Origin of the sequence: Listeria rocourtiae FSL F6-920 (assembly GCF_000525975.1) — a bacterium.
GTDB classification, from domain to species: domain Bacteria; phylum Bacillota; class Bacilli; order Lactobacillales; family Listeriaceae; genus Listeria_A; species Listeria_A rocourtiae.
Window position 1 is genome coordinate 1 of record NZ_AODK01000090.1, and the last position, 841, is coordinate 841.

Here is an 841-nt window from a genome sequence, read left to right on the forward strand (position 1 = left end):
GGTTGCAGTATGCCAAAAATATCGATCAGTTATTGCTTAGGGGTAATCAAATTACAGATGTATCCCCACTTAATGGGTTGCCTCGACTGAGAATTTTAACATTGGCAAATAACCCGATTAAAGATGTATCGGTGCTGGAGGACATGCCCGTTTTATACTCTCTTAATTTAAACGATAACAAGGTGAAGACGCTCCCTAAAACAATGACAGGATTCCCAAAATTAGAATATATCCGGCTTCAAAATAACCAGCTGACGGACGTATCTGTCTTAGCAGAATTACCTAACATTAAATCCATCTCCATAAACAAGAATCAAGTTACAGATATTGCGGCACTTGCATCGTTAGCCAGGCTAGATAGCTTAGCCGCGGAGTACAATTACATTTCAGATATTACCGCTTTTCAAGGGAAGCAGTTTGCTAGTTTCAGTCTTGGTGGGCAAACGGTCACGTTGCCGACACAAAAAATTGGGCGGAAAGGAACGCTTCACATGCTACAACCCATTCAACAGGTGATAGGGCCTGCTGGGTCCATGATGATACAGGATTTCCAGCCAGCGAATGGGAGTTATGATGCGGTACAACAGCAGTTATCTTGGTCAGCATTACCTAGCCCTTCAGGTGCTGTTAGTTACTACTGGAGAGATCATGATCGCGGTAATTTTAGTGGAACGGCAACGATTCCATACCGCATGGTAGATGCGTCACCAGTGACGGTAGTGTACCAAGATACGACTGGCAAGGCCATCGCGCCTTCCACCACATTGACGGGTGATTATGGCGAGGCCTATGACACAACGCCTCTTGAAATTCCAGGTTATACCGTTGACACAAGCCCAGC

1 protein-coding gene is annotated in these 841 nt (G+C 45.1%); it reads left to right on the forward strand.

Going from position 1 to position 841, the window contains the following annotated elements:
- Positions 1–841: leucine-rich repeat domain-containing protein (locus tag PROCOU_RS16910; protein WP_208855822.1), on the forward strand; the 841-nt coding region annotated here is incomplete at both ends.